This is a genomic window from Chryseobacterium herbae (assembly GCF_025154075.1).
Lineage (GTDB): Bacteria > Bacteroidota > Bacteroidia > Flavobacteriales > Weeksellaceae > Chryseobacterium > Chryseobacterium herbae.
Genome location: NZ_JAOAMU010000002.1, coordinates 60,140 through 83,407 on the forward strand (window position 1 = coordinate 60,140; position 23,268 = coordinate 83,407).

A 23,268-nucleotide genomic window follows, 5' to 3' on the forward strand; every position below is an offset into this window, starting at 1 on the left:
TAAAATTTTAATTTTAAAAATTTATTGAAGCATACACACTATAATTTCTTTTCGGAAGAGGGTAGAAAGATACCGTTCTATAATAGGTGTTCGTTACATTATTTACTTTAAATCCTAAAGTGTATTTTTTCAACACTGTTGCAGAAATACCTGTATTCAAAACAAAATAAGGATCAATAGCTTCAGTCCTTTTTTCATCGCTTGTTGTATAAGTGAGGCCATTAACAAGGCCCTGTGCAAATATTCTCAGGAAACGGTAACCATAATCGATATGAGCATTTCCCCTGTGCATAGGAACATAAGGTTGCTGTTTCTGAGTTTCCTTATTGATAGATTTACTGTAATAATATCCGGCACCCAGATTCAGAGCATGATTTCCCCATTTTTTGTCAAAGTTTAATTGACTTTCAAGACCGTAAAATTCCGCTTTGTTGATGTTAAATGCTTTCCAGTAAGAGGCCGTGGCAGGCATCCAAACGATAAGATCCACAACATCCATATAATACGGAGTAACCCTAAGTTTAAAGCCTCCAACACTGAATTCCTGAGTAAGATCCACCTGAATGGATGTCTCAGGTTTTAGATCACGGTTTCCTCCCGGTTCATAATAAATATCATTAAATGAAGGATATCTGAAGTTCTTTGATACATTAAAACTAGCATTATACCAATCGGTAGCCTTCCATTTTCCGGAAAGGGAAAAGAGAAGCGGAGAATTGATATCTTCTACGAAATCTTTTTTAATTCCACCTTCAAAACGCAGGTCTTTTGTAGCAAAATACCTCAGTAAACCTGAAAATGAACCTACATTCCTGCTTACATTACCGATTCCAGACAAATATCCCTCTCCTTTATTGACCTGGAACTCGGCGATTACATTAACGTTCAGCTTCGGAACAATGAAGTAGTTAAAATCATCCTTAAAAATGTAATTTTTTCCTGTTCCACCACTGGATTTTTGAGCCTTAATATTACCATAATACTCGAAATTTTCCTCCGTATAGGCAGCTTTTAAACTGTTTGAAAGTTTTAAAGTATTAATATCCCATGAGATAAGGCTTCTGGTGCTCTGTGTTCTGTATTTAGTCTTTGTTTCGGTTTCTTCATAAATGGGAAAATGCTGCGAAGAGTCGTAAAACTGACTTTGCCAGGAAATTTTCTGATTGGGAGCGACTTTATAAGAAATTCCCACATTAAATGTCGTATTATAATAATTCCCGTTGAGGTTCGTATAGCGAAGATCGCTCACCTTATAATCATTTTTGCTTACCGAATAATTCCCCGAAGCTTTAAAACTAAATTTTTCATTACTGTAGGATCCTTTGACGAAATTATTAGAAGTATCGAAAGAGGCCACTTCAGAAAATAAATTGGCATGAAATCCTTTGTTAAAGTCAAGTTCATTATTCAGGTGGATACTTCCCCCGATAGCACCACTACCGTAGATGACGCTGCCTCCTCCGGGTTTTATGCCAATCTGGTCATATCCGAATAAGGCCGTATTGTTAATATCTGCTTGTCCTAAAAAATTAGAATTGATGTTGATTCCATTCCAGACAAGAGCAGTCTGCTGTGCAGTTGTTCCCCTGAATGATGGTGAAGAGACACCTCCACGTCCGTTCTCTTTAATAAAAACCGGAGACTGGAATCTTAGCAGTTCAGAAAGATTAGAAGAGTTTTTTTCAGCATCCTGAGGAGTAATACTGTTTACATGATGAAAAAGTTTTACCTTACTCATCTGGCTGTCGAAAATATAAATAGTGTCAACGGCTTTCTCCTGTCCGAAAAGAAAGCTGCCATAAGACGAACAAAGCAGTAATAAAGATCTTTTTATATCCATACTATTTTACTTTTCCTCCGAAAGCAATGTGTTTTTTAGTTAGTATTTTGGCAGGTCTCCTGACTTTCGCTTTCTGCACCTTCCCGTATGAACAGTGGTTTTTTGCAGAAAATCTTATTGCGATTTACAGTTGCGGGGACAGCTTGGGAGTTCCACCCAATTCCCTATTATTTCCAATACGCTGGAAACCAAAATTTTTGCAAAGATAACTTTTTAAATCTATTGCACAAAAAGGCAGAAAAGTGAATGGTGAATCGTCAATTTTGCTTCGCAAGTGAATCGTTAATGATCAACCATACATAAATAGACAGCATTAAAATTCACTATTGACTTGCGAAGCAAAATTCACCATTGACAAAAATCTTCATTCACTTTTGTAGAACAGAAGTCTTTGTTCTTGTCTCTTTCTCCTCTACAAAAACGTAGAGTCAAAATAAAACGGCAATAAATCCTTAATCGAATGCACCTTCACTACTTCATCATTCATGCTTGAAAAATAAAGATCGATGTTTTCATTTTGTTTTGTTTCGTATTCTATTAAACTTTGTCGGCAAGCTCCGCAAGGTGGAATCGGAGGATTTTTCTCATGAAATTCCTTAGGACCACCTACCACGAAGATCTTCTTCACTTTCATATTTGGAAAGTTGGCGGCTACCCAAAAAAGGGTTGTTCTTTCTGCGCACAATCCCGATGGATAGGCTGCATTTTCCTGATTGTTTCCGGAATAAATTTCACCGTTTTCCAGTAAAACGGAACATCCTACCAGGAAGTTGGAATAAGGGGCGTAGGCATTTTCACGGGCCTGAATGGCTCTTTTAAAAAGAGTTTTTTCTATATCGTTCAGTTCACTGCTATTTTTAAAGTGCTCGTAACTGATCTGTATGTCTTTTTTCATATATTAGTCAGACTAAAAAGGGGGGCTAAATTTACTTCTTTTTCATCAGATGGACAATATTTTTTTTATCCATCATTAAATCGAAATTCAAAAAAATAAAATGCTATATACACCAATACAATTCAGAAATATAGAGCTAAAAAACAGATGGGTGATGTCTCCCATGTGTATGTACTCATGCGAAAATGGTCTAGCCAATGACTTCCATTTTGTGCACTACGGAAGCAGATCTCAGGGCGGAACAGGATTAATTATGGTTGAAGCCACTGGAATAGAGCCGCGAGGAAGAATTACCAATCACTGTATGGGAATCTGGAATGATCAGCAGGCAGAAGAACTTGGAAAAATCGTTGATTTTGTTCATTCTCGGTCAGAAAGTAAGATAGGAATCCAGCTGGCCCATGCCGGAAGAAAAGGATCCACCTGGAATAATCTGCAGATTCCGCTTGAAGAAGGTTGGGAAACCGTTGCGCCTAGTGCTATTCCATATCATCCTTCCGAAAGAATTCCACACGTTCTTAGCGTTGAAGAAATCAAAGAGCAGGTTACAAATTTTAAAGAAGCAGCTAAAAGAGCTGTAAAAGCAGGTTTTGACCTCATAGAAATTCACGGAGCACATGGCTATCTGATTCACCAGTTTCTATCGCCGCTTTCCAATATCAGAACCGATGAATATGGGGGGAGTTTTGAAAACAGGATCCGCTTTCTTTTGGAAATCGTAGATGCTGTGAATGAAGAACTCAACGATAATGTTGCTCTTTTTGTACGTATTTCCGGCACTGAATATGCTGAAAACGGATGGAATATTAATGACAGTGTTGAGCTGTCCAAAATTTTAAAAGAACATTCCGTAGACCTTATAGATGTTTCAAGTGGAGGAAATATTCACGGAGCGAAAATATCTGTATTCAACGGCTATCAGGTTCCTTTTTCATCCCAGGTCAGAAATGGAGCCGGAGTGAAAACCGGAGCTGTAGGATTAATCACCAAAGTGGAACAGGCTGAAGAGATTCTTCAGAAAGGAGAGGCAGATCTGATCTTTGTGGCAAGAGAGATTCTGAGAAATCCTTACATTGCTGTGCAGGGATCATTTGAGATGAAAGAAGACTGTTTCTTTCCGTATCAGTACACCAGAGCGAAAATTTCATCATAACAGTTCGGATGGAAATTGAAGACTTTATGCTGACATGCCCCAGCAAGAAATTTCTGGGAATAGAATGTTTGGGATGCGGTGCTCAGAGAGCTATCGTGCTCGTGTTTGAAGGGAGATTTTCAGAAGCTTTTCATCTGTATCCGGCTGTTTATACATTGCTCTTGTTTTTGTTTACATTAGGCCTGAGTTTTGTAGATAAAAAAAGAAAGTACGGAAATATTCTGATGACCATGGTCGTTATCAATCTGGTCATTATGATCGTATCGTATTATTATAAACACTTTTACCTGAACGCTCATTAATAAATGAAAGATCAGAATGAGACAATATTTTTTTATAAGCAATTAACGGCATTGAAAAAAAAGTCGTAGAATTACTACAAAATATAAATATCTTACATAAAAACTTTTTAAATTAGAGCTTGAGCTCTATCTTTGTTAGACTAACTTTATGAATAGTATAATCGTATATGATTAAAATATAAGAATATGGCAGGAAATTCAAGAGGAATCTTAAAATTCAATGGAGGTGAAGGACAAAAGTTGTTAAAGCTTAATTACAGTGTATCAAGATCTACTGATGTTTCAGGACGTGTAGCGTCTGATCCGTCAAATGCTTTGATCAAAGTAACGGTAGAAGCAACTGAAAAATCTGATATTCTGGAAAGCTTACTGAATGGTAAATACAAGCCTACAAGCGGTGAAATTACGTTAAATAAATCTCATGAAGAAGGAACTCTGATTGCCCTGAAGTGGGAAAACGGATACGTAATTCAGCATGAAATGGATTTTGATGCGATCGACACCAATAGTATGCTGGTAAGCTTTGTAATAAGTGCAGAAACTATTTCATACGGAAATTCACTTTATGAAGGATTCTGGCCATTAAGCTAGATCCCGAGTAGTAAAAAATATAAAGAGACTGTCCCTCAAGACGGTCTTTTTTTACCTGTTGTGAACGCTATTTTCTGGCTAGGAATCTTTGTTTATTTTCAAAAATTCCCGATTGGATGAATAATATACACATTTTAACACAAATCACTTTATAAAATATGTCTACTACACCAGAACAACCAAAGGGTGCAGCTTTTCGCCCGGCACAAAATGCAGATGGGGTATCCGAGAATCATCATACCGGCATCAACCGTCTGGTAAAGCTTTCCTTAGTCATAGAGGGGAAAATCATCAAATTTTATAAGCATTTTAAACTTAAGCAGAGTACCCAGCGTCACCACGAATTCACGCTGACTCTGGCTCATGATACTCTGGGAGACCGCCAGACCCATTCACTGGAAGATGCCAATAAATTTCTGGGGAAACGTCTTACGGCAGTTATTTCCTATAAAGATATAGACAACAGTCCGGAACGAACTTTTGTGGGAATCATCACCGGAGTGGCATTCAGCCAGGAAAAAATGAGTCTTGGAAACATTGTGCTTACCGGATGCAGCCCTACCATTCTGTTAGACGGAGCTTCTCACATCCAGAGTTTTGGTGGAAACCAGTCCGTTAATATGGGCATTATTGCAGAAGAAGTAATCAAACAGGGGATCGATAGAGGCCGTTTTGATATCAGAATCGACGCCAATAATTTTTCCCAGATCATCTACAGCAGTCAATACGACGAAACCCATTACAACTATCTGGCAAGAATGGCTGAAGCATATGGTGAACAGTTCTTTTATGATGGTGAAGTCCTGCATTTCGGGAAACTTCCACCTCAGAATAAACCTATTACGCTGACCTATGGAAGCAATGCCAATGATATCAAGGTTGAACTGAAAGCTATACACACGAAACCCCAGTATTACGGGTACAACAGCAACAAACATGAAAAACTTACTTCAGGCTCTACGCCTATCCAGCATGTAAGTGATATTGCAAAAACGGCTTACGATCACAATAACAGCATTTACAAAACACCTGCGCTTCAGATAGCGCCTATCAAAGCATCTACTCATCTTGACGTGGAATATTCACAGAAAAGTGCTTCAGGAAGTGAGGCGGTGAACGTTTTTTCTATTTCAGGGAATACTACGGTTCCATTCCTTCATCCGGGATGTGTGGCCGATGTTCAGATGCGTAAACAGGATTCCAATGAGACCTCCTATTTTACAAGAATTATGATCACGGAAACTGAACATGAAATTGATACCATAGGACATTACAAAGGTAGTTTTGCAGGAATAGCAGCGGATACAGGATTTCTTCCAAGACCGGAATATAAAATTCCTAAAGCTGAACCACAGACTGCCATGGTAATATCCAATACAGATCCGGAAGGACAGGGAAGAATACAGGTGCAATTTGACTGGCAGACCAGCGATACCACACATTTTATCAGAATGATGAGCCCTGATGCAGGAGGAACAGATCAGATCTCGCAGAACAGGGGCTATGTAGCCATTCCCGAAGTGGGAGATCAGGTGATGGTGAATTTTGTTCACAGCCATCCCGACAGACCTTTCGTCATGGGAGGAATGTTCCATGGTGGGATTGCTTTAGGAGGTGGAGTTAATAATCATTTGAAATCTATCCAGACCCGAAGCGGAATCAGAATTCTGATGAATGACGAAGAAGGAAGTGTAAAGATCATGGATCCCAGCGGAAACATCTATATTATGGATGGCGCAGGAAATATCAGCATGAAAGCTCCTAAAAACTTTACTTTGAATGCCGGAGATAATATCAATATCACCGCAGGAAAAGAAATTTCGATCAGTGCGGGAGAAGGCATCAACAGTTCAGCTAATAACAGCATTATTTCCACTGCCGGAAAAGATATCGTTCAGACTGCTACAGGTGATATCCGTGAATCTTCGGATACCAGAACAGAAATGGTAGAAAAAGAATTCAAAAGACAGTCTGAGACATCCAATGAAATAGCCGGAGAAATATCCATGTTCAGCGAACTGGAAAACATGACGATGCAAAGCGGCAAGATTGTAGAATTCAACAGTGCTGAAAAATCAAAACTTTTCTGATATGGCGATCATCAAAACAGCTAAAAATATACAGATCAAGGTGAATGACACTTACCATCTGAATGTAGGCAAAAAGGTTGAAAAAATTGCTAAAAAGATCAATGCAGAAGCTCGAACCGGGAACCTCGTTTTGGCAAGCAATAAAAAAATAATGTCTCAGGGGAATAAGTAAATTCAAAACCGCTTGTTAAACAGATAAAAAATAATCAATGTCAAATATAGTTTTTTCAGATTATTCGCCAACGCCACCACCAAAAGGACAAATAGATATCCGGATAGGGATTTTTTTTGATGGTACACAAAACAACAGAAGCAACACGCAGGCTGGTGGAAATGAACCGGGACGTAAACCTACTGTGGAACAGAAAGCAGCTTATGAAAAATATTCTAATAAAGAAGATGATAGTTATACCAATGACCTGTCTAATGTAGCAAGAAAAGAATACTGGTACAAAGAGGATAAAAGTAAATATATATCAAAAATCTACATTGAAGGGATTGGTACCGAGGATTCTTTGGGTGATAAAGATAAAAAACTGGATCATAAAGGAGTGGCTTATGGTTCCGGTTCTACAGGTGTAAGAGCTAAAGTGGAAAAAGGCTGTAGAGAAGCGCTCAGGGTAATTAAAAGTCTGATGGGGAATTTTGAAATAAGAAACATCATATTTGATGTTTACGGATTTAGCAGAGGTGCTGCAGCAGCAAGACATTTTGTTTATGAAGTCACTCAGACTAAGCCGAAAAACGGGTTGCTGGGTAGCCTTTTGGATACAGATAAAATAAAGTACGAATCCATTAAGACAAGATTTTTAGGGGTATACGACACCGTTTCTTCATACGATCCTGATGCCAGCGAAACGACAACCAGCCCGGATTTTACAAACGATGTAAGAGAACTGCATTTAAATACGCTTAAAGCACAAAAAATAGTTCACCTCGCAGCATCTGATGAGCATAGAGAAAATTTTATGCTTACAAGGGTGCAGCTTGGCGGAGGGACAGATTATTTCCTGCCTGGGGTGCATTCCGATGTTGGAGGCTGCTATACCCATAATATGTCAGAAGACAAACAAATCATGGATTTTGATAATACGGTTGGAGATGGATTGAGTGATGATGATTATAACACTATTTTAAATAATGATTTGAATAATCTGATTGAGCAGGGGTGGTTTAAGCGCGGCGAGGTGTCAGGCCCAAATTCCTGGCATGAAACCTATATTAAACGGGCTAAGATTAGTAACAGGTATAGTTTTATTCCTCTGCATATTATGAGTGAAATGACCAATAAAAGCTATAAGGATACCATTGATATAGATAATGTAAGGAAAGCCTATAAAATTCCTAACGGAACAGAGGATAAATATTACCCTCTTGATCTGACCAAAGTTAAAAAGAGACTGGACGCTTATATGGAAGGATCAGCACCTTATATGGCTTATCATACCAATAGACAAATTGATGAGCTGCGAAAACAATTAGCAGCAAAAAAAATAACGACAGAAGCTTTTAATATTATTGTAGGAGATCATAATCTATTAATTGATTTAAGGAACAGATACCTGCATTGGAATTCAAAATTTGGTGATATTGGTTATAAACCTAATTTTACACTTGATAAAGCCAATTTACAGGTAAAAAGATCACGTAGAATGGCTCCCAATTCATGAAAAAATTAATTAAGCATATCATTTTAAGGCTTGTTATCCTGCTTATTCCCTATCTCGCATTCTATTTTATGTATGCAGAAAGTGGTTTTAAGGGACAGACCTATGATTTGGATGAAATTCCGCTGTATTTATTTTTTATGCTGTCGGTATATGTTTTTCTGGAAGCTTTTTTTTGGCTGTATAAGAAAGATAAGACTAAACTTTTAGCCAATCTGTGCATACTGTTATTCATGGCTTTGCTGTATTTTATACTGCCCCATAGAATGTATTTTAAATAATAAATCAAAAAGAAAAGAAATGAACATGAAAACCGGTTTAATTTATTTTGTAATTTTTATAAGTTCATTAATCTCATGCCAAAATAAAATGGAAAAATACGAATGGCTTCCCACAGAAAGCTCACCCCTCCTGTATCCTATGAATATATATCAAGGTTATCTGTTTCTTGAAGATGGCAGCAAGGTATATGTTCCCTGTTCGGGAGTTTCGCATACCGGTTGGGGATATAGCGGATCTACACATACCCAGGGAGATGATATGAAAGCTCTGCCTGTAAAATTGGAAGTTACATGGGCATCTTTTTTAGAAAATAAATTCTATAAAGGAAGCTGGGAATTGCCTGTAGACAAAATAAAAAAACTGTTTAAAGAAGGAACGGTAAATTCTAAGACTAATGAAAAAGAAAGCTATTCCTCAGTTGTAGTCGGACTGGCTCCCGGTGGCGTTGCCGTAGTCTGGTTATATGGTAATGACCAACAGATAGAAATAGGAAGATACCAGGCTAAAGAAACTCAGGTTGCTATGGAAGACTATGTTCCGGGAAATCCTACGATTACACAGAAAGAGTATTTTGATATGAGTAAATCTGTTCCCGAAGCCTATGAAAATATGAAGAATAAAGGGATTCAGTTTGGAATTTGGGATACTTACCGGAAAAAATATAACTGGAAAACAACAATAGAAATTCCCAATCACACGCTCAAAAATGTGAATATGGAAATGTATAACGGAGAAGAGGAAACTTTGTTTAATGAAACTCTCAAAGAAAATCCGTTTAAACAAAGAGCAGTTCCGCGTTTGTTATCCTATGTATTCGAAGACAAAAATGGAGAACAAAACGTTTTTGAAGTAAGATATTTTGATGAAGGTGAGATCTTTGCGTTATTCAAAGAATTAGATGAAAATAAGCCTGTAGAAATTATACTTCGCATGACCGAAGATCTAAAAAACAGAAGATTGGTATTAAAACAGGAGAATAAAGAATTTCCGATACAAAAAATTGACACTGATAATATGTGGAAATTGAAAAAATGAGACTGTAATATATAGTTTCATGTTTATTTTTTGCCGACATATAAATAGAATAAATGAATAAACATTTAGTAATAAGAGTAGCAATTCTGATTGTAGGATTTATCCTGATCTATGTATATGACCACTGGGATTCATGGTTCAATCCTGTCCAATCAATAGGTGGAAACAGCGGGATGTCTATTCCTATGGATCTGGTTTTAAATGTCTGCTGGATTGTTTTATGGTGTTTATTACTTTTAATAGAGATTATAGCGGGCTTTTTTACCAAAAATAACAAAAACAGAAGTACAAATTTAATATTGATGGCATCGGGTATCGCGCTGCTGATCATTTATATACTGAGTATTAAGTAAGAAATACTGACAGAGAACAGGGATGCCGGATCATTTTATGCAGAAATTTAATATACATACCGTCCAGACAGGGGAGAGCCTGAAAAGTATAGCTTCACTGTACCATTTAGATGCAGATGCTTTAAAGTTATTTCACAATAACCACTGCGATGTCAAGGATATGATTCTGATTGAGCTTACAGGTCAGAAGAAACTTTTTCTTCCAAGAACAGCGGTGACGGATAAAAATAAACTGGTACCGTTCGGAAGAGGAAACAGTCTTGCTTTTCAACCTGACAATTCATTCTACAGATATGGAGTTTCAATCAATATTGAAAGCAACGACCATAATAATGAACTGAAATATGAAACTTCAGTACGCTGGCTGAAAACCGAGAACAGGCTGCATTTTTTTGAAATAGACAGAACGTCCAATCTTTTTCTGAACGAAGAAGAAGTAAATGAAATAGCCGATCTTCTGGCGTATAAAACATCTAAAGTTTTGTATCCCTTACAGATCAGTGTAGATGAGCAAGGGAAATTTAATACGGTGGAAAATCTTTCAGTGTTTAAAGAAAGATGGGCGGCGGTAAAAGAGGAGGTTTACAAAGAATTTGAAGGCGAAACAGTAGGTGAGTACTGCCTTAAGATCGAAAAAGTAATCTCTGAACCCGAGGTAATAAGTCTTTATCTGAAAAATGATTATTTCATCAGAACATTGTTTTTCGGGGTTTATCAGAGTTTCGGACAGGATTATGAAACAGAGATAGCGGAAAGTTTCCCTGTGGTAGATAATCCGGTAGAACCAAAATATGAAATAAAACTGGAAATTGATCCGCTGAAAGGAGAATCCGGCCTGGTTAATATAGAAGGCGAAGGGAAATTAAATGATGAAAGAAGTACTTATGATTTCATAAACAAAGCCCCCTTTTCAATGATCATTGAAGATCATCCGGAAATGAATCATGAAGGAAATTTCAGGATCGTATATTATCTGAACGGGCAAAATTTACTTGTAAAATCAATGTATTTAGAATGTGATATACAACTTGAGAAGAAAAAGAAAATAGCAGTAGCCATTGCGATGCTGACTGAATAATTGAAAAAAAACTAACAAAATGAAAATTAAACCAAATCATAAATTATCCATACTTGTTTTTATATTAAGCTTTAGCCTGTATTTTGGACAAAAAGTGGAATTTAATGTCCCGAAAGATATCGAGACTCTACAGAATTCCATTTTGGATTTTAAAAATGATTTCACACAGGACGAAGTGAAAGCTGCTGCTGCATCGGATACTGATTTCTCTACGACCGTTGATCTTTATCATTTGAAATATGAAGGCGACCAAAAAAATCCTTATCTGACCCTCGCCCTGAAAAATGGCGCTAAATCTAAACAGTTTATCCAGCAGGCGGTATGGAATGTCAGTATGAAAAAGGTCTCCACAAAAAGCACGAAAGTGACTGTTTTTCTTGAAAAAGTAATTCCGGACAGCTGGTCGAAGAAAGAGGTAGATACAAAATTGACCAAATCTACGGGTAAAGTGGAAAAAGAGATCAAAGAATTTCTTTTAACCTACAAACGCCCGGAACTTTCAAATGATGATGAATCACTAACTGACAGTACAGCCACTACCTATACTACCGCTGCCATGACAACGGATATGATCGCAGAAAATCCGAAGCAGAAAAAAGTTTCAAAAAAACTGCAGAGTCTGTTTGGGAAGAAGCAGTTTATTGCGCTACCGGCTACGTCTGATACCTTTACAAAACTTTTACAGGTACAGCCCACTCAACCGGAATGCAAAGACTGCAAAGGTGGAAAATACTCCAACTGGGATTTCGATGATTTTAATATGATCTACGCCAATATGAGCACCGGTCTGGAATATTATGCCATTCAGTATTACGGGGAAGATATGGTGTCAGGATTACCTCATGGGCTGGTATTTAACGACAGCTCACCATCAGAATGCAAGCAGAAATTTGCAAGATATAACGCACAGCTTTATCAGACCGTAGGAGATACGGAAGAAAATGAATCAAAAGCATTAACGGTGGTCACTTTTAAGATGAACTCCTCCTTCGTTCGTCTTGAATTCGGGAATGAATATTTAACCCGGCTAGTAATTTCAAATAAAGAATTTTAACCATGGCAGAAAAACATATTGTAGTACAGGGTGCTATGTGCAAATGCCAGTTCGGACAGCTTCCGGACAAACTCAAAGTGCTCTCACACGAAAAAGAATACGCGAATGATAAAAACGCTTCCAAAAAACTTATCGTCACCACGAAAGAAATAGGAGCGGCCACATTCGAGAAAAATACATTCGGGAACTGCATCAAAATGGGAGTTCCGCCACCGCCATGCAAAATCATGGTCACCGAATGGAAAGATTTCTATGAAAAAGTACAGCTTACTAACGGCGGCTATATTATCGTAGAAACCAGCAAAGCCATCTGTGCTATTGCCGGAACACCGTGTATCGAGATCATAGACCACGGACAGAGAACGGAAGGCAGTCCGCAGAATTTTAAAAATGCGGATAAGGATGTACAGCAGCAGATCAATCCATTGGTGGATTCAGAAGAAATGTATAATGAACAGCCTACCTACGGCGGGCAGGATGGTGTAATCTAAACGACAGAGAAATGGCTAAAGGTGTAAAAAAAATACAGATTACAAAAGGACTTTACTATCCCGATATGTCGGTGAAAGGCCAGAGAGTAACGCTAAAACCTGATCAGTGGGTTTATTTTGGCGTTGAAGAATGGCTGCCCGGAACTACTGCCGAAGATAAAAAGAAAGAAATTATCTGGATGAGGCAGACCAACAACCGGAAAATCATCATCAATCAGGCTCCCTCAAAAGGAGGCTATAAATTTCTGATCTCCAAACAGTTTTGCGGAAGCTATCATTATTATATTGAAGCAAGTCTGTCCGGAAAAAGAGACCCTAAAAATCCTGTAGGACTCTATGTAAAGGGCTGGTGTGATCCTAAAATTGTTACCAGCAAATGGACGACCCAAAGAGGAAGTAAAACCAGCATCAAAAACCAGAATAAGAGTAATTTCATTTCTTACGGACATGTGGTTTATCTTAATCTGATGACGGAAGGTCTTAACGGAAATACCGTAACGATAGAGCTCTGGAATCAGCAGACCGCAAAAAAAGACAAGCTGGTTCATGTCTATAATAATGTTCTGGTCATAGACGGAGAGATCAATGTAAAAATAGAAAATACCTACTCATGGATGGCTCATGTAGATAACATTCAGAATGTAGAAGAGTTTTATATCAAAGTAAAAGATACCGCTTCCAAACAGTACATTAAAGATAATCTGGGTGATGATCTTCACGCCATTTATCTGAATGTAAAAAATAAAGTGGTCACTACCAATGCCAATGTCAGTAAGAATCAGACCCCTACGAAAGTATACAAGCCGGATGTAAATTCCGTACGTCAGGAACCTTGCCGCTTTGAAATGATCAAAATCACCGAAAGCGAAGTGAAAGATGGAAAAGCCAGCAATACGACGGTAACTGTTTTTGATAATGGTAAAGGAATAAAAAAAATACAGTCTGCGGCCCTTCAGGAGCGTATCGAAAGGACAATCTATTATAAATTTGATTCTACGGTAATCGATAAAGATGGAGTAGCCATCCTCAATAATGTACTCAAGTTTCTTCTGGAACACAGAGATTCAACGATGAATCTGAGCGGTTATGCCTGCGTGATCGGAAAACAGAATTACAATAAAGGACTGTCCCAAAGAAGAGCCGATGTGGTTAAGAAATTTTTTGCAGACGGCGGCCTTGATCCAAGCAGAATCATTTCCGTTGGGAAAGGAGAAATAGATCCTACGGACGATAAAATGGGTAAGGATAATATCCGGTTCAAAAATGAAAAAGATTATGAGAGTAACCGAAGAGTAGATATTTCTTTTGTATTCAATGCTCACGATGCCCAGACCATTAATTATGAAGTCGTAGCTCCGACGGAGTCAACGAAAAAAGACCTCACGATCGACATTTCCGGATTTGATACCAATGAATGCTACCACGGAAGTAAAAACAAGCATAAAAAGCAGATCCTGATGATCGACGTAGGTCAGGCAGTAGATAAAGGAGATACCAAACAGACTTTTGCCCCACCTTCTTTTAATTATAAAGTCTACTCGAATATGTCAAGGTTCAATGCTGCTCCCATACAGTATATCTGGCCTATAGCAACCAATCCGAATCAGTTCCATATGAACATTCACAGTTGCAGATATTTCAGTAATGATAAAAGAACAACGGTTTTAATTAAAGCTTATCCGGATATTAAATGGGAACTCGCTCTGGAATTCCAGGTGAATGTTTCCAATTATAAAGCTGCCAATATGCCGCCGGGGAACATCTACGCCAAGCATCAGGAAAAATCCAGACAGGCAGGGTACAAAAGAATGCAGCTGAATAAAGACGGAAAAGTTCCGATCAATGTAGGCGTAGGACTGTCTGCAGAATGGGATGCCGGCCGGGAAAAAAGAAGCTTTACCAACGAGTTTGCAGATAAAATAGAGGTGGTCGCCAGAATGATCGCTACTGCTGTAGATATCGTTCAGAATGCCATCAATTATGCTCAGAGTGCTGCAAAAGAAACCGCTATTCCCGTTGGTTTTAATCTCAGATATCCCAAATTTACCGTTGTAGGAAAGTGGTATCTGGAGAGAGTCAATGAGAGAGCTGCATTGAGCGTTATCGGAGAAGTAGGTTTTGGTTTTAAACCTTTGATAGGTGCAGAAGTCGTTATTGATATCATAGGCGCCGCCATTGCGGTAGCTTCTTACGGAGCAACAGGAAACCCTGCTGCTGCGAAACTTATCAATAAATTCAGAGGCGGACTGGAAAAACTGGGCGCTTCGGTTACCTTTACCGCTACATTTTATGGTGAACTGGAAATCATGGTGGATGCCTTGAAAATTGACAGTATTAACGGGATCAATATGCAGGGTAAAACCACGATCGGAGGGAAAATGGGAGCTACCATAGAACTCAGTATCAGTATTGAAGTGGGAACTGTAAAAGGAACCAAAGCAAAACCTATTGCTACTTTTAAAGCGGCCGCCAAAGCAGATTCCTATTTTGGAGGTGATATTGTGATAGATTCTGATACGAAAGGATTATTTATCCAGCCTGTTCTGAAATTTTCAGGAGTTGTTCTTTCTGTAGAGATAGAAGGTGAAGTAGGCTGGTGGAAAAGTAATTTCAAAGTAGAAGAAAAGGTGATGAAAGAAGAAACTTACTATATGGATAAAAAATATTTAACTTAAATTCAGGTATGCATAATTTTAAAAAACCATTATATTCCGTTTATCCCAGAATGTATTGTTCGGGAACTATTTACGTAAATGATGTTCCTGTGATAGACTGGTACGGAGATGAGACCAAAGAAGGCGGATTCGGAGGAGATACCATGATCAATCAGGCACTGCTTCAGAGCGGGAAATATCAGGTCGTTGGAAAAATGTATCCGCGTTTGGGGAAAAATGTTTTGGATGAAGATGACACCCTGTCGGTAGATTTCTTTTGTGCAGATTTTGATAACTGGAAAGCATCCCGTGCTGAATTTCATCCTAAAATGGAATCTCCATGGGACGGACTGACAGAGAATGTCCAGCACCCGACTTTTAATGTGACCAGTGAAATAGAAGTGGAACTTCCTTTTGTATTGGACGGTTGGCAGCATTCGGTAGATTTTAAAGATGTGAAGAAAGAAGACCTCTTCAGTGATGTTTTCAAATATTATAAACAGATACGTGCAGTTTTAGTTGAGCACAATGCCGGAAAATATCTGGAAATGTCTCAGGACAAGATGCAGCTTCAGGAGCAGGCTTTATATTATACCGAAGACCGGAAAAAAAGATTTTTAGACAGTGCCGGCCAGTTGTTTGGTCAGAATTTAGCGGTGGAAGAGCTTAATGAGGCTGATTTGCACCTTGAAATTATGGGCTATGGTAAATTGGTAAGACTCATGAGAAAAGACGGGTCTCAGCCGCTCCAGTTCAAAAGCCCCGACCTTGAAAAGCAGGGAAATGTTGAAATGGAAATTAAGCTTCACATGAGAACGAAGGAAAAAGGATTTAGTATTATTTAAAATATCGGGTTAATGACTTTTTTTGGAGGTTTTGTAGCGGTAATTGTTCTGTTTTCCATATTCTTAGGATACGGGATTTTTTCAAAAATTTCGGGTAAAAAACAGGATTCCGGAAAAACAGGAGGTTTTCTTGAGAAGGCCTTTCTTTTGTTTTTTGTTTCGTTAATAATGGTTTCCATGAATGCTTTGACGTTCATTTTATCCTACTCATTTTTTTGGGAGAAAGCCTACAGAACTTTCGATGAACCTCAATATACAGCAACCGTGATCGGATATAAGAAAGAAATCACAAAAGGGAAAAACTTTTCCAACTCTTCCTACAGCGACAGAGTTATCTTTTTTCCGAGAGTAGAGTATACCGGTGCCAATGGCGAAAAAATTGTAAAAACACTCGATATCACCAGTAATGATCCGCCGGCTCTGGGAGAAAAAGTGAAAATTACAGATGCCGGGAATCAAGACAGCACCAATGCTGTAGAACTGGATTGGATCATGCTGGCCGCTGGAGGTGTCTTTACAGGAGTTGCTGCATTTTTTGCAACACTGCTTGCTACTTACGGGACATCTTCTGTTATGAAAAAAAGACTAAGATGGTCTTTGAGAGCAGGGCTGGTACTCATTTTGATCAACGTATTATGTATCGTATTTATCTATTTAAAACAGTAAAATAGTTTCTCTGCAAAGAACTTGTAAGCGACATTAATAAATCAAAATATAAACTATTATGAAAAAAGGAAAATTCCTGATATTAATTTTCGTGGTATTGATTAATATCTGCTGCGGAAATAAATCATTTGATCTTTCATCCGTCTCTTTGGGCGAGGAGGCAACGAAGTATGATTTTGAAAATAAAGATGTATTTCTGAAAGATAAAAGCAGCAAACCGGATGTCATTCAATATTATGCGGATGAAAATAAAGGTTTGACGTATGGAGGAATTCCTTTAGACATCACAATGGGGACAAGAATTACCGTATACAAAGGAAAAGTAGGGGCAATCGACACCAATGCCGCTGAAAAAAACTCTCTGGAATTTGTTGAGAAAATTGCAGGAAAACATGGAAAACCTACCGCTACCGTGACTGATAAGGCAACTGTAGATGCTAAAATAGTAAAGCAGATTTTTGAAAAGCTTAAGAAAGTCGCACCGGATAAAGTATCCTGGAATCAGGGTGAGAAAAACTCATTTACCTATCCTACATCTTTCTTCTGGGACGATGGGAAAAACTATTCCATCCTGAGTCTTTCTATTGAAGACGATGGAAGAATCAGAAATAAGTATGTGACCGTAACCAAAGATGCCTACAGAAACGATGCGGTTTTCGGATTAAAATATCCAACTCCACAAGGATCTCCGTGGTATCAGTACATGAAATAAGAGAAACACTGTTTTTAAGTAAAAAAAAGCCGGTTCAATGTTTTTGAACCGGCTATATTATTTTAGTCAACAGATTATTTCACAATAAACTTCAAAGTAGACTGATCAAGTTTTAAAATATAAACTCCCTGCTCAAGATTTTTGATCTTAATAGAATTTCCATTTTTAAAAGGACTGTTAATCGTCTGAAGTGTTTTCCCCTGAAGATTATAGATCTCTGCTTTTTTGATATTCTGAGTATCTCCTTTTACAAAGATTTCCTGTCCTGAGATCGGGTTAGGGTAGACCTGAAGCACCTGAACGGCAGTTTCGTCAGCGGCTATTTTCTGAGCCTGTTTTGCAGTTCCCGAATAGCACGTCCATTTAAGATCATCAATCGCTACTCTGTTGCTGGATGAGCTGTTCACAAGGCTTACCGTTACATTTCCTGAAATATTGATATTATTGATGGTAGTCGTCGTTGCAGTAGTGCTGTAAGGTACAGTTCCTACTGTTGTTCCGTTTACTTTCACATCAAAAGTTCCATCGCTTCCTGAAAATTTAAGCTGCGTAGTTACCGTCAGTGATCCGATACCATTGGCTGAACTTCCTGAAGTTAAAGATCCTGATCTTACCGTAATCGCTTTGCTGTTAATAGTCTGGTCTGTTCTGGCATCCGTTGCAGTCCATGAAATACCGCTTCCAGTCCATGTTCTTGTTGTATAAGAAGCATTCGCAGCCGGAATTGTTTCAAACGTTTCGTTCACGCAACCTGTTCCTGGGTTTGGTGTTCCCGGATCTGTAGGTCCAGGATTCGAAGAACCCCAGATTTGATTCACATAATTCGGATTGTCGATGAAAGGGTTTCTGTTCCCCTGATAAGTGTAAGAAGCATTATTTCTTCCAATTTCAGCTGCCGAAACAGGATCCTGATTGTGCCATGCCAGAAGAACATTCAGCTCCCAGGTCTGTAGTCCTGGAAATGTTGAATTACCTAACATATTGCCGGAAGAAAAAGTAGAAAGTTTGCTCTGATAACGGGTTACAAAATAGAAGATCATTCTGGCTACATCCCCTTTGAACTCGTCGATCGGTTCAAATACCGTTCCTGCATATCCTGAAGAAGAAGAGCTTCCCAATTTGGATCCGTTTTTAGAAGTAAATGTTGCCGAACCTACCTTTCCGAAAGGATAGTTGCTTCTCATTCCATTCACCTTTCCGTCTGTAGCTCTGATAAAGTGAATATCCGAAACCATCGGCGAAGATTCATTGAATAAACTTTGAGGAACAATATGCTCTCTGTTGTAGCAGTTTCCTTCTACAGAATACGTTCCACACTGATTGGTTCCCGGAGTATATTTGTAAGGATCGGCTCCTGAAGGTTTTTCTGAATAAATATCCATGATGGAACCGTCATTTTCGTAGTTTTTGTCAATGTCAGTTGTTTTATAGCCTGTCCAAAGCCCACCATATCCTTTGTCCTGATGTCCGCTTGTAATGATAGAACTTAACGCCGTTTTCAGCGCGGCACCGCTTAATCCATTGGCTGAATTGTAATACCCTGCAGGAGCCTGAGCATTGGCAAACCCAGCTATTACAGTACATAAGATCAATTTTTTCATATCAATAAAATTTCTGTAAGAATACTATATTTTCACGAAAAAGAAATTACATAATTGTTAATTTTAAAATGTACCGCATGCAGTTTGTGAAGCTCCGAATTAACTTCAAATGATTGTAGACTCATTTCAATGGCAGACGATTTCTCCAGAGGGGAATTTAACCGACCTATGAAGATGGAGCGTTAAGAAAATTAAAACTTAATCCGTTAAAAAATTTCCACTGTCTGAGTGCGGGATAAAATATTGAAATGGAACTGTAATATTTAATCCGCACGAGTTTTGGAAATTTTAGGATTAATTTTTAATTTTTAGCGGAAGATTTCAGTCTTGAATTTTTCGTTCTTTTGTTTCAAGACAAAAGGACAGGTAAAAGAAATTCCTGAAAGTTTAATGTCTAAAAAAATATTTGAAGCTTTCAATTCTTTTGAACGAAAAAAATCCGGCACAGAAAAACTGCACCGGATGATATATAAAATTGATTTAAAATAAATCTTACTTTCTCTGAGGAGGATAATTTTTCATGATCTCAGCCATAATCTCAGGAATCTGTCTCTGTTTGGATTTTGGAGAATCCACGGAAATTCCGCTTCCGATTCCCTGCCAAACCAGTTTGTTCGTTTTAGAATCGATCAGATCAACGATTATTGCGCCTTCATTATAGTTGCTGGTCCATGTTCTGCTCATACCAACGCCCCATCCGAAAGAACCGCCCCATCCCCACATTCCGTAAGGAGAGCTGTTGTTGGTGATGTCCGTTACTTTTTTATGATTTGCTTTTACATTAACGATCAGATCAGGATTCTCGCCGGACTGAAGTCCTTTGGTTTGAAGCTGTCTCGATAACTCGTTTAAAACTCTGTCTTTATCAATATCATTCAGTTTCAGATCGTCAATTCTGATCTTATAGGTTTTATAAGTCGTAAAATTGGCCGTTTCCGCATAATCTGAACGTACCTGGAAAGGACTGCACGATGTAAGGCCTAATGCAGCCGTGGCTAACAAAATAAAAATATATTTTTTCATTTTATTTATTTTTTTTATCGTTTTTAATGAATGTATCCGTCTTTTTATCGTACCCGTAAGGACAGTGTCTGCAGCCGCTTTTACAGCAATATCCCCTTTTCAGATGGAATTTTTCCGTAAAAACCTTGTACCCCTGTTCATTGTAGTAGAAGTCTTCACCTTCTTTGATGTCATAATGGGCCATAAGTTAAATCTCTAAGTCAAAAAACTTTATATTTGTGAGTATGATAATTATATGCCAAAAGCCATTAAAAAAATTAAAAATTAACGGCATTGCTCTCTTTCCCTTTATCTTCATTAGGAAACCCGAAGATAAGGAAAATAATGTACTTATCAATCACGAAAAAATCCATCTGAGACAGCAGCTGGAAATGCTTATTATTTTCTTTTACATTGTTTATGTTATCGAATATTACTACTGGTTTTTCAAACTCAAAGACGGTTTCCTGGCCTATAAAAGGATCTCATTTGAACGGGAAGCCTACGCCAATGAACATGATCTGGATTATCTGAAAAAAAGGAAGTTCTGGAATTTCAGGAAGTATTTGTAATAAATGTATAATGTATAATGTATAATGTATAATGTATAATGTATAATGTATAATGTATAATGGTTACCTTAAAATTCAATAGGGGTGGGCTTTAGCCCGCCTTCAAAAAATAACCCGTCTTCTGCGGCTTTAGCCAAAACATAAAAATTAAAACACAAATTGCACAAATATTATTACGAATGATCACAAATGCATTTAGTATCATCATCTGTGAAAATCTGCGTCCTCCGTGGTTAAAAAAATAATCAACCTTAAATTTTTCTCTATTTTCTATCGTAATAAATCAAAATAATTCACGCAATTTATATAAATCCACAGAAACACAAATCTTTTACTAATTTTGCAGATAATAGTTAAACCGCTAAAATGCTATTAAAAGCCCCGGCAGAACCCATTCCCATTCAGGAAATACCTATTCAAAACAATATAAAACTCTTTATCAAAAGAGAAGACCTCGTTCATCCCCAAATCTCAGGAAACAAATACTGGAAACTCTTTTACAATATCAACAACTATCTGGAGAAAAATCCGGAAACCCCCTATCTGATTACATTTGGCGGGGCCTACTCCAATCATATTGCCGCAGTATCTGCAGCAGGAAGCTTGTCGGGTATTCAGACATTGGGAATCATCAGAGGTGAAGAACTCGAACATAAATGGCGTGATAATCCTACACTTCTTTTTGCGAAAAGAAACGGAATGAATCTGAAATTTGTCACCCGTGAGGAATACCGCCACAAAGAAAAATTAACCGAATTTTTACAAAACGAATTCCCGGATGCCCTGATCATTCCTGAAGGAGGCACCAATGAAGAGGCTGTAGCAGGCGTAAAAATGATGCTGAATGACCAAACAAAAGATTTTGATTATCTTTGCACCGCAGTCGGAACCGGAGGAACGGTTGCTGGAATTGCGAAATTTTGTGAAGAAAATCAGAAAGTTATAGGATTTAAGGTCGTTGACGATACTTCACTGGAGAATAAAATCTTAGAATTAACTTCAGGACGGAATTTTAATCTAATAGATTCATGTTTTGGAGGTTATGGTAAAATAAAAGATGAAAACATCCGTTTTATCAATGATTTTAAAGAGAAATACGGGATCCCTTTGGAACCGGTATATACGGGAAAAATGATGCAGAAAGTTTTCGAACTGATAGATGAAGGATATTTTCCTGAGAACAGCAGGGTTTTGTGCTTTCATACCGGCGGATTGCAGGGTATTGAAGGAGCCAACTTGCTTTTGGAAAAACAGAATAGAAATTTAATTATATAAGTAAAAATTGAAAAACATGAAAAGACTTTTCTTACTCATAAGCCTTTTAGTTTTATCAAAATTCTCAGCTCAGGCTTGGGCTACTGAAGACCAGTACATTCAGAAATTCGCTAAATATGCGGTAGAGGAGATGGAAAAATACAAAATTCCTGCTTCTATCACATTGGCCCAGGGACTCTTGGAGACCGGAGGAGGGCAAAGCAGACTGGCTCAGGAAGGCAAAAATCACTTCGGAATAAAATGTAAAGAAGACTGGACCGGAAAAACCATGAAGCATACGGATGACGCTCCCAATGAATGTTTCCGTGTCTATGACGATCCAAGACAGTCGTACGAAGATCACTCGGTATTTTTATCCACAAGAAAATATTACGCGAATCTTTTCAATCTTGATATGAAAGATTACAAAGCGTGGGCACACGGTCTTAAAAAAGCGGGTTACGCAACCAATCCCCGTTACGCTTCCATCCTCATCACCAAAATCGAAAAATACAGATTGTATGAGTTTGATGATACAAGTTCAAGAGAAGTTCTCTATGCCGTTCTTAAAATGTATCCGGATCTGAAAGATGACCGCACATTTATGGCTCAGCTGGAACCTGCAAAAATGGTCACCAAAAAAGCTAAAGATCAGGTTACCGTAGAAGTTCCTTACAAGCAGACCTCTTACGCGCAGCAACAGAAAAGAGTGGAGCGGATCAAAACAAAAGCTGAAATTCTTAATTCAATTCTTATCAAAACACATCCGAACGAAGGTTTAAGATATATCGTCATTCCTGAAGATACCAACGTTAAATTTATTGCAGATAAATTCAGAGTGAGCGAAAGCAGACTGATCAAATGGAATGAATTGGATAGTGATGTATTAAAGAAAAATGATATCGTTTTCCTTGAATCTAAAAATTCTGCCGGAAATACAGCCATCTACAAAGCCGAATCCGGTGAAGATATGCACGATATCGCTCAGAAATTCGGAATCAAATTGAATAAATTATACGCAAAAAACAGAATGGATGAAGGACAAAAACCGTCTGCAGGCCAGCTGATTTATTTGATTGATAAAAAACCCAGAAACTAATTTTTTGTTGTTTAATTTATGGCTGCCAGTTC

Annotated in this window: 24 protein-coding genes and 1 riboswitch; of the genes, 19 read left to right on the top strand and 5 right to left on the bottom strand. The window is 38.0% G+C overall.

Annotation, left to right across the window (positions count from 1 at the left end):
• Nucleotides 1–13 precede the first annotated feature (13 nt).
• Both N0B48_RS06480 and N0B48_RS06485 read right to left on the bottom strand, forming a co-directional pair.
• A complete protein-coding gene (locus N0B48_RS06480; protein WP_259837662.1) occupies nucleotides 14–1,840 on the bottom strand; it encodes a TonB-dependent receptor plug domain-containing protein in 1,827 nt (608 codons plus the stop codon).
• A gap of 32 nt (nucleotides 1,841–1,872) precedes the next feature.
• A riboswitch (cobalamin riboswitch) is annotated at nucleotides 1,873–2,048 on the bottom strand.
• A 204-nt stretch (nucleotides 2,049–2,252) separates the two neighbouring features.
• Nucleotides 2,253–2,735 (bottom strand): cytidine deaminase, encoded by a 483-nt coding sequence (locus tag N0B48_RS06485; RefSeq protein WP_259837663.1) that lies wholly within the window; start codon nucleotides 2,733–2,735, stop codon nucleotides 2,253–2,255.
• Between the two features lie 100 nt (nucleotides 2,736–2,835).
• Here N0B48_RS06485 and namA point away from each other — a divergent pair, with 100 nt between their 5' ends.
• From namA to N0B48_RS06565, 16 genes are all read left to right on the top strand, one after another.
• A complete protein-coding gene (gene namA / locus N0B48_RS06490; RefSeq protein ID WP_259837664.1) occupies nucleotides 2,836–3,888 on the top strand; it encodes an NADPH dehydrogenase NamA in 1,053 nt (350 codons plus the stop codon).
• Between the two features lie 8 nt (nucleotides 3,889–3,896).
• Nucleotides 3,897–4,190, top strand: a complete 294-nt coding sequence (locus N0B48_RS06495; protein WP_259837665.1) for a DUF2752 domain-containing protein — start codon at nucleotides 3,897–3,899, stop codon at nucleotides 4,188–4,190.
• 186 nt (nucleotides 4,191–4,376) lie between these two features.
• The gene (gene tssD / locus N0B48_RS06500; RefSeq protein WP_259837666.1) at nucleotides 4,377–4,781 is read left to right on the top strand and encodes a type VI secretion system tube protein TssD; all 405 of its coding nucleotides are present in this window, start codon (nucleotides 4,377–4,379) and stop codon (nucleotides 4,779–4,781) included.
• A gap of 158 nt (nucleotides 4,782–4,939) precedes the next feature.
• Nucleotides 4,940–6,871 carry a type VI secretion system Vgr family protein gene (locus tag N0B48_RS06505; RefSeq protein ID WP_259837667.1) on the top strand — a complete coding sequence of 644 codons (1,932 nt, stop codon included), beginning with the start codon at nucleotides 4,940–4,942 and terminating at the stop codon, nucleotides 6,869–6,871.
• Between the two features lies 1 nt (nucleotide 6,872).
• On the top strand, nucleotides 6,873–7,043 hold the full coding sequence (locus N0B48_RS06510) for a hypothetical protein (RefSeq protein WP_259837669.1): 171 nt from the start codon (nucleotides 6,873–6,875) through the stop codon (nucleotides 7,041–7,043).
• Nucleotides 7,044–7,080: 37 nt separating this feature from the next.
• Nucleotides 7,081–8,541 (top strand): phospholipase effector Tle1 domain-containing protein, encoded by a 1,461-nt coding sequence (locus N0B48_RS06515; protein WP_259837671.1) that lies wholly within the window; start codon nucleotides 7,081–7,083, stop codon nucleotides 8,539–8,541.
• Nucleotides 8,538–8,819, top strand: coding sequence for a hypothetical protein (locus tag N0B48_RS06520; protein ID WP_259837673.1), 282 nt, complete (start codon nucleotides 8,538–8,540; stop codon nucleotides 8,817–8,819). Before N0B48_RS06515 ends, N0B48_RS06520 begins: the two co-directional genes overlap by 4 nt.
• A gap of 88 nt (nucleotides 8,820–8,907) precedes the next feature.
• Nucleotides 8,908–9,855, top strand: coding sequence for a DUF2931 family protein (locus tag N0B48_RS06525; protein ID WP_259837675.1), 948 nt, complete (start codon nucleotides 8,908–8,910; stop codon nucleotides 9,853–9,855).
• Between the two features lie 53 nt (nucleotides 9,856–9,908).
• Complete coding sequence (locus N0B48_RS06530) at nucleotides 9,909–10,208, top strand: hypothetical protein (RefSeq protein WP_259837676.1); 300 nt, start codon at nucleotides 9,909–9,911, stop codon at nucleotides 10,206–10,208.
• 37 nt (nucleotides 10,209–10,245) lie between these two features.
• Nucleotides 10,246–11,286, top strand: a complete 1,041-nt coding sequence (locus N0B48_RS06535; protein ID WP_259837678.1) for a hypothetical protein — start codon at nucleotides 10,246–10,248, stop codon at nucleotides 11,284–11,286.
• Between the two features lie 19 nt (nucleotides 11,287–11,305).
• Nucleotides 11,306–12,340 carry a hypothetical protein gene (locus N0B48_RS06540; protein ID WP_259837680.1) on the top strand — a complete coding sequence of 345 codons (1,035 nt, stop codon included), beginning with the start codon at nucleotides 11,306–11,308 and terminating at the stop codon, nucleotides 12,338–12,340.
• 2 nt (nucleotides 12,341–12,342) lie between these two features.
• Nucleotides 12,343–12,831, top strand: coding sequence for a DUF4280 domain-containing protein (locus tag N0B48_RS06545; RefSeq protein WP_259837681.1), 489 nt, complete (start codon nucleotides 12,343–12,345; stop codon nucleotides 12,829–12,831).
• 11 nt (nucleotides 12,832–12,842) lie between these two features.
• A complete protein-coding gene (locus tag N0B48_RS06550) occupies nucleotides 12,843–15,506 on the top strand; it encodes an OmpA family protein (RefSeq protein ID WP_259837683.1) in 2,664 nt (887 codons plus the stop codon).
• An 8-nt stretch (nucleotides 15,507–15,514) separates the two neighbouring features.
• Nucleotides 15,515–16,330, top strand: a complete 816-nt coding sequence (locus tag N0B48_RS06555; RefSeq protein WP_259837684.1) for a hypothetical protein — start codon at nucleotides 15,515–15,517, stop codon at nucleotides 16,328–16,330.
• Nucleotides 16,331–16,342: 12 nt separating this feature from the next.
• On the top strand, nucleotides 16,343–16,996 hold the full coding sequence (locus N0B48_RS06560; protein ID WP_259837686.1) for a hypothetical protein: 654 nt from the start codon (nucleotides 16,343–16,345) through the stop codon (nucleotides 16,994–16,996).
• 58 nt (nucleotides 16,997–17,054) lie between these two features.
• A complete protein-coding gene (locus N0B48_RS06565; RefSeq protein ID WP_259837688.1) occupies nucleotides 17,055–17,708 on the top strand; it encodes a hypothetical protein in 654 nt (217 codons plus the stop codon).
• 74 nt (nucleotides 17,709–17,782) lie between these two features.
• Here N0B48_RS06565 and N0B48_RS06570 read toward each other — a convergent pair whose 3' ends face one another.
• From N0B48_RS06570 to N0B48_RS06580, 3 genes are all read right to left on the bottom strand, one after another.
• Nucleotides 17,783–19,309, bottom strand: coding sequence for an endonuclease (locus N0B48_RS06570; protein ID WP_259837689.1), 1,527 nt, complete (start codon nucleotides 19,307–19,309; stop codon nucleotides 17,783–17,785).
• A 492-nt stretch (nucleotides 19,310–19,801) separates the two neighbouring features.
• A complete protein-coding gene (locus tag N0B48_RS06575; protein WP_259837690.1) occupies nucleotides 19,802–20,332 on the bottom strand; it encodes a DUF4136 domain-containing protein in 531 nt (176 codons plus the stop codon).
• 1 nt (nucleotide 20,333) lies between these two features.
• Nucleotides 20,334–20,516: a C1orf53 family protein gene (locus N0B48_RS06580; protein WP_007842321.1), complete on the bottom strand. Its 183-nt coding sequence runs from the start codon at nucleotides 20,514–20,516 to the stop codon at nucleotides 20,334–20,336.
• Between the two features lie 40 nt (nucleotides 20,517–20,556).
• Here N0B48_RS06580 and N0B48_RS06585 point away from each other — a divergent pair, with 40 nt between their 5' ends.
• The 3 genes from N0B48_RS06585 (at nucleotide 20,557) to N0B48_RS06595 (ending at nucleotide 23,236) form a co-directional block, all read left to right on the top strand.
• Nucleotides 20,557–20,883 (top strand): hypothetical protein, encoded by a 327-nt coding sequence (locus N0B48_RS06585; RefSeq protein WP_259837698.1) that lies wholly within the window; start codon nucleotides 20,557–20,559, stop codon nucleotides 20,881–20,883.
• A gap of 366 nt (nucleotides 20,884–21,249) precedes the next feature.
• Nucleotides 21,250–22,158, top strand: a complete 909-nt coding sequence (locus N0B48_RS06590) for a 1-aminocyclopropane-1-carboxylate deaminase/D-cysteine desulfhydrase (protein WP_259837700.1) — start codon at nucleotides 21,250–21,252, stop codon at nucleotides 22,156–22,158.
• 16 nt (nucleotides 22,159–22,174) lie between these two features.
• Complete coding sequence (locus N0B48_RS06595) at nucleotides 22,175–23,236, top strand: glucosaminidase domain-containing protein (RefSeq protein ID WP_259837702.1); 1,062 nt, start codon at nucleotides 22,175–22,177, stop codon at nucleotides 23,234–23,236.
• Nucleotides 23,237–23,268 lie beyond the last annotated feature (32 nt).